Source organism: Streptomyces sp. AC558_RSS880, assembly GCF_019049255.1.
GTDB lineage: Bacteria > Actinomycetota > Actinomycetes > Streptomycetales > Streptomycetaceae > Streptomyces.
This window is the reverse complement of sequence record NZ_JAGMUJ010000108.1, coordinates 73,895-80,010: the sequence shown is the minus strand read 5'-3', so window position 1 is coordinate 80,010 and position 6,116 is coordinate 73,895. Positions and strand designations below refer to the sequence as shown.

2 protein-coding genes are annotated in these 6,116 nt (G+C 71.8%); both read left to right on the top strand.

Annotated elements, in window-relative coordinates:
* Positions 1 to 4,269 (top strand): type I polyketide synthase (locus KUM38_RS28495; protein ID WP_217133376.1); only part of this gene is annotated, 4,269 nt, incomplete at its 5' end.
* Positions 4,266 to 6,116 (top strand): type I polyketide synthase (locus tag KUM38_RS28490; protein ID WP_374227097.1); only part of this gene is annotated, 1,851 nt, incomplete at its 3' end. The genes KUM38_RS28495 and KUM38_RS28490, both read left to right, overlap by 4 nt.

Here is a 6,116-nt window from a genome sequence, read left to right as displayed (position 1 = left end):
GTGATCAAGATGGTGATGGCGATGCGGCACGGGGTGCTGCCGCCGACCTTGCATGTGGACGAGCCGTCGCCGCACGTGGACTGGGAGTCCGGTCAGGTCCGGCTGCTGACCGAGGCGCGGGAGTGGCAGGTTGAGGGTCGTCCGCGTCGTGCGGGTGTGTCGTCGTTCGGCGTGAGTGGTACGAACGCGCACATCATCGTGGAGGAAGCACCGGCTGAGGAGCCGGTGACGGAGGAACGGACCGCGCCCGTGGCTCCGGTTCCAGTGGTGCTGTCCGCGCGGACGGATGTGGCGTTGCGGGCGCAGGCGGGGAGGCTGCGGGAACGCCTGACCGCGGACTCGGACGTGTCGGTCGCGGATGTCGCCTTCTCGTCGGTGACGTCGCGGGCGTTGCTGGATCGGCGGGCGGTGGTGGTGGCTTCGGGCCGGGAGGAGTTGCTGTCCCGGTTGGGTGAGGTGGCGGCGGGGGAGTGGGCTGTCGCGGGGAAGTCGGCGTTCCTGTTCACCGGCCAGGGCTCCCAGCGTGCCCGGATGGGTCTGGAGTTGGCTGCGGCGTTCCCGGTGTTCGAGCAGGCTTTGGCCGAGGTGTGTGCGGAGGTTGATCCGCGTCTGGGCCGGTCGTTGCGGGAGCTTCTTGCCGCCGGGGGTGATGTGCTGGACTCGACGGAGTTCACGCAGGTGGCGTTGTTCGCGGTGGAAGTGGCGCTGTTCCGGCTGGTGGAGTCGCTGGGGGTGCGTGCCGATTGTCTGATCGGGCATTCGGTCGGTGAGATCGCTGCCGCGCATGTGGCGGGGGTGCTGTCGCTGGCGGACGCGGCCGAACTCGTCGTGGCGCGTGGCCGGTTGATGGGCGCGCTGCCCACCGGCGGTGCGATGGTCGCGGTGCAGGCCGCCGAGGCGGAGGTGGCCGGGTCGCTGGCCGGGTTCGAGGGCCGGCTGGAGATCGCCGCGGTCAACGGTCCGTTGGCGGTGGTGGTGTCGGGTGACGCGGACGCCGTGGAGGAGTGGCTGCCGCGGTGGGAGGGCCGTAAGACGACCCGGCTGAGGGTGTCGCACGCGTTCCATTCGCCGCGGATGGAGCCGATGCTGGCGCAGTTCCGTACCGTCGCGGAGCGGCTGACGTATGCCGAGCCGCGTATCCCGGTCGTGTCGAATGTGACGGGTGAGCCCGTGTCGGTGTTCGACGCCGATTACTGGGTGCGGCATGTGCGCCAGGCGGTGCGGTTCGCCGATGGTGTGCGCACGCTGTGGGATCTGGGGGTGCGGCGGTTTGTGGAGCTGGGGCCGGACGCGGTGCTGACCGCGATGGCCCGGCAGTGCGTGGAGGACACCGAGGCGGCGTTCATACCCGCCCTGCGTGCCAAGCACGGCGAGCGGGAGACGTTCGCCACCTTCCTCGGCCGCGCCCACACCGCCGGCCTCGCAGTCGACTGGGAGGCCTACTACGCCGGCACCGGCGCCCAGCGGGTCGACCTGCCGACGTACGCCTTCCAGCGCGAGAACTACTGGCTCTCCCGCAAGGCCGGCGTCGGTGACGCCTCCGCTGCCGGGATGGACCGGATGCGGCATCCGATCCTGGCGGCGGCCGTGCAGGTCGGTGACCGCGACGAGTGGCTGTTCACCGGCAGCCTGTCCCAGGAGACGCAGCCGTGGACCCGCGACCACATGGTGTTCGGGATCGTGCTGGTGCCCGGCACCGCGATGTGTGAGATGGCGCTGACCATCGGCAGGCGGCTGGGCTGCGACGTCGTGGACGAAATGGTCATCGCCGCGCCTCTGGTCCTGGAGGACGACGTGACGCGGCAGATCCGGGTCACGGTCGGCGCGGCCGGTGAGGACGGTCGCCGCGAGATCGCCTTCTTCTCCCGGATCGACGCGGGCGAGGACGAGGTCACCGAGCTGACCTGCCATGCGCGCGGTTGGCTGTCCGCCAAGGCGGAGCCCTTGGAGCCGCTGCCGGTTCCGTGGCCGCCAGCGGATGCCGAGCCGCTCGCCGTGTCCGAGCTGTACACGCTGCTCAACCGGAACGCCCACCTCACCGACGTCGGCTTCGACTACGGCCCGGCCTTCCGCGCCGTACAGTCCGCCTGGCGCCGGGGCGACGAGGTCCTCGTCGAACTGGCGTTGCCCGAGGCGGCCGGCCCGGTTGACGGATTCGCCATCCACCCGGCGATGTTCGACTCCGCCCTGCACGGCGGACTCGGCATGCTCGACATGGGTGAGGAGAACCCCAGCGGGCTGCCGTTCTCCTGGTCCGGCGTGCAGTTGGAGCGCTTCGGCCTCACCCGGCTCCGGGTGCGGATCACGTTGCCGGACCCGATGTCCCTGCGGCTCGACATCGCGGGCGAGGACGGTCTGCCGGTGGCCTGCCTGCGACGGCTCGACGTCCGCCCGGTGGAGCAGGCCCATCTGGAAGCGGCGCGGGGCGACGGCGAGCGTCACCTGTACGAGATGGACTGGGAGCCCGTGCAGGCCGTCGCGTCACGGCCCGTCGATCTCGTCGCGATCGGTGCGGTCGGCGGATCCGCGGAGCGGTTCGCCGACCTGGTCACGCTGGAGAAGGCCCTGGCCGACGGTGCGACTTCGCCCGAGGTCGTGCTGACCTCGATCGGCTCCTCGGGCGACGCCCTCGATTCGGTGCACGCCACCGCCGCCGAGGCGTTGGGGCTGGTGCAGCGGTGGCTGGCCGGTGAGGGGCTGGGTGAGGCCCGGCTGGTGGTGGTGACCCGGGGTGCGGTGTCTGTCGACGGTGAGGCTCCGGATGTTGCCCAGGCTGCGGTGTGGGGTCTGTTGCGCAGTGCGCAGTCGGAGCACCCGGGGCGGTTCGTCCTGGTGGACCTGGACGGTGATGAGCCGGACTGGGGTGCGGTGCTGGGCTCGGAGGAGCCGCAGTTGGCGGTGCGGGGTGGCCGGTTGCTGGCACCTCGGCTGGCCCGTGCCTCCACGGCGGTGACCGACCGGCCGCCGGCCTTCGACCCGGAGGGCACGGTGGTGGTCACGGGTGGTACGGGTGGTCTGGGTGCGGTGTTCGCCCGTCACCTGGCCGCCGCGCACGGGGTACGTCATCTGTTGCTGTTGAGTCGGCGTGGCCCGGAGGCCGACGGCGCCGCCGAGTTGGTGGCGGAGCTGGAAGGGCTGGGCTGCCACGCCCGCGTGGTCGCCTGCGACGTGTCCGACCGGGAGCAACTGGCTGCCGTACTCGGCTCGGTGGAGCGTCCGCTGACGGCGGTGGTGCATGCGGCCGGTGTGCTCGACGACGGTGTGGTCGAGTCGATGTCGCCCGAGCAGATCGAGCGGGTGATGCGGCCGAAGACGGACGCGGCGTGGCATCTGCACGAGCTGACCGCCGAGGCGGGGCTGTCGGCGTTCGTGCTGTTCTCGTCGGTGGCGTCGCTGATGGGCAGCCCCGGCCAGGCCAACTACGCCGCCGCCAACGCGGCCTTGGACGCGCTCGCCGCGTCCCGGCGGGCCGTCGGACTGCCCGCCACCTCGTTGGCCTGGGGTCTGTGGTCGGACACCGCGGGCATGGCGGCACAGCTGGGCCAGGCTGAGTTGGCCCGCCTGGAGCGCATGGGGGCGAGGCCGTTGACGGCCGAGCTGGGCCTCGGCCTGTTCGACCAGGCCCTCGCCTCGGACGCCGCGCTGCTGGCGCCGGTCCGGCTGGACACGGCCGTGCTGCGCGCCCAGGCCCGGGCCGGCACGATCCCGGCCGTACTGCGCGGACTGGCCCCCGTCCCGGTGCGGAGCGTGGAGAGCGCGACCGTGTCCCTGCGCGATCGGCTGACCGGAGTCGCCGCGGACGAGCGCGAGCACATCGTCCTGGACATGGTCCGTGCCCAGGTGGCGGCCGTGCTCGGGCACGCCTCGGCCACGGCCATCGAGCCCGAGCGCGCGTTCCAGGACATCGGCTTCGACTCGCTCGGTGCCGTCGAACTGCGGAACCGGCTGACCAAGGCCACCGGCATGCGGCTGCCCGCCACGCTGGTGTTCGACCACCCGACGCCTGCGGAGATCGTGCGTCTGCTGCTTGCCGAGTTCGGCGGCGTCGCCGCCGCCGAACCACCCATCGAAAAGGAACTGAACAGGCTGGAAGACATGCTTGCCGCGATCGCCGACGACGAACGGCGCCACGTGGCCGACCGTCTGCGCCGCCTGCTTTCCGTCGTCGCCGACGACGGGGAGGCGGAGAGCGCTGCCGAGCGCATCGAAGCGGCCACCTCCATGGACGAGGTCTTCCAGATGATCGACGCCGAGTTCGGCGAAGCGTGACAAGGGGCGGGGAAATGGCAGAGAACACCGATCAGCAGGAGAAGATCGCCCGCTATCTCAAGAAGATGGCGAGCGACCTCAACCAGGCCCGCGCGCGCCTTCGCGAGTACGAGTCCCGTGACGGGGAGCCCCTTGCGATCGTCGGCATGAGCTGCCGGTACCCGGGCGGGGTGACGTCGCCGGAGGAGCTGTGGGAACTGGTGGCCTCCGGGGGTGACGGCATCGGCCCGTTCCCCACCGACCGCGGCTGGGACCTGGAGCGACTCTACGACCCGGACCCGGACCGGCTCGGCACCGTGTATGCCAGGGAAGGCGGGTTCATCGACGGCGCCGCCGAGTTCGACGCCGACTTCTTCGGGATCAGCCCGCGTGAGGCGACCGCGATGGACCCGCAGCAGCGGCTGCTGCTGGAAGCGTCCTGGGAGGCGCTGGAGGACGCGGGCATCGTCCCGACGACACTGCGGGGCAGCGACACCGGCGTCTTCTGCGGCGTCGGCCCGTCCGACTACGCGGCCATGCCCGCCGGGTCCCTCCCCCAGATCGAGGGCTTCCGCCTGACCGGTTCCACCACCAGCGTGGTGTCCGGCCGCGTCGCCTACAGCCTCGGCCTCGAGGGCCCGGCCGTGTCCGTCGACACCGCCTGCTCCGCCTCCGCCGTCGCCCTGCACCTCGCGGTGACCGCGCTGCGGGCCGGCGAGTGTTCGCTGGCGCTCGCCGGTGGTGTCACCGTGCTGTCCGGGCCGTTCCTGCACATGGAGTTCAGCCGTCAGCGCGGCCTGGCTCCCGACGGCCGGTGCAAGGCCTATTCGGCGTCGGCGGACGGGACCGGCTTCTCCGACGGTCTCGGCCTGGTGGTGCTCGAGCGGCTGTCGGACGCCAAGCGCAACGGGCGGCGCATCCTGGGCCTGATCCGGGGCAGCGCGGTGAACCAGGACGGTGCGAGCAACGGCCTCACCGCGCCCAACGGCCCTTCCCAGGAACGGGTGATCCGGCAGGCGCTCGCCAACGCCGGGCTGTCCCCGGCCGAGGTGGACGCGGTCGAGGGCCACGGTACGGGCACCAAGCTGGGTGATCCGATCGAGGCCCACGCCCTGTTGGCGACGTACGGCCGGGAGCGGGACGGGGATCCGCTGTGGCTGGGGTCGATCAAGTCGAACATCGGACACACCTCGACCGCCGCCGGTGTGGCGGGTGTGATCAAGATGGTGATGGCGATGCGGCACGGGGTGCTGCCGCCGACCTTGCACGTGGACGAGCCGTCGCCGCACATCGACTGGGAGTCCGGTCAGGTCCGGCTGCTGACCGAGGCGCGGGAGTGGCAGGTTGAGGGTCGTCCGCGGCGCGCGGGTGTGTCGTCGTTCGGCGTGAGCGGTACGAACGCGCACATCATCGTGGAGGAAGCGCCGGCCGAGGAGCGGTCCGAGGGCGCACCCGGTGAGGTGATCCGGCCCGCCGGTGCGGTGCCGGTGGTCCTCTCCGCCCGCAACGACGCGGTGCTGCGGGCGCAGGCGGGGAGGCTGCGGGAACGCCTGACCGCGGACCCGGACGTGTCGGTCGCGGATGTCGCCTTCTCGTCGGTGGCGTCGCGGGCGTTGCTGGATCGGCGGGCGGTGGTGGTGGCTTCGGGCCGGGAGGAGTTGTTGTCCCGGTTGGGGGAGGTGGCGGCGGGGGAGTGGGCTGTCGCGGGGAAGTCGGCGTTCTTGTTCACCGGCCAGGGCTCCCAGCGCCCTCGGATGGGTCTGGAGTTGGCTGCGGCGTTCCCGGTCTTCGAGCAGGCGCTGAGTGAGGTGTGTGCGGAGGTTGATCCGCGTCTGGGCCGGTCGTTGCGGGAGCTTCTTGCCGCTGAT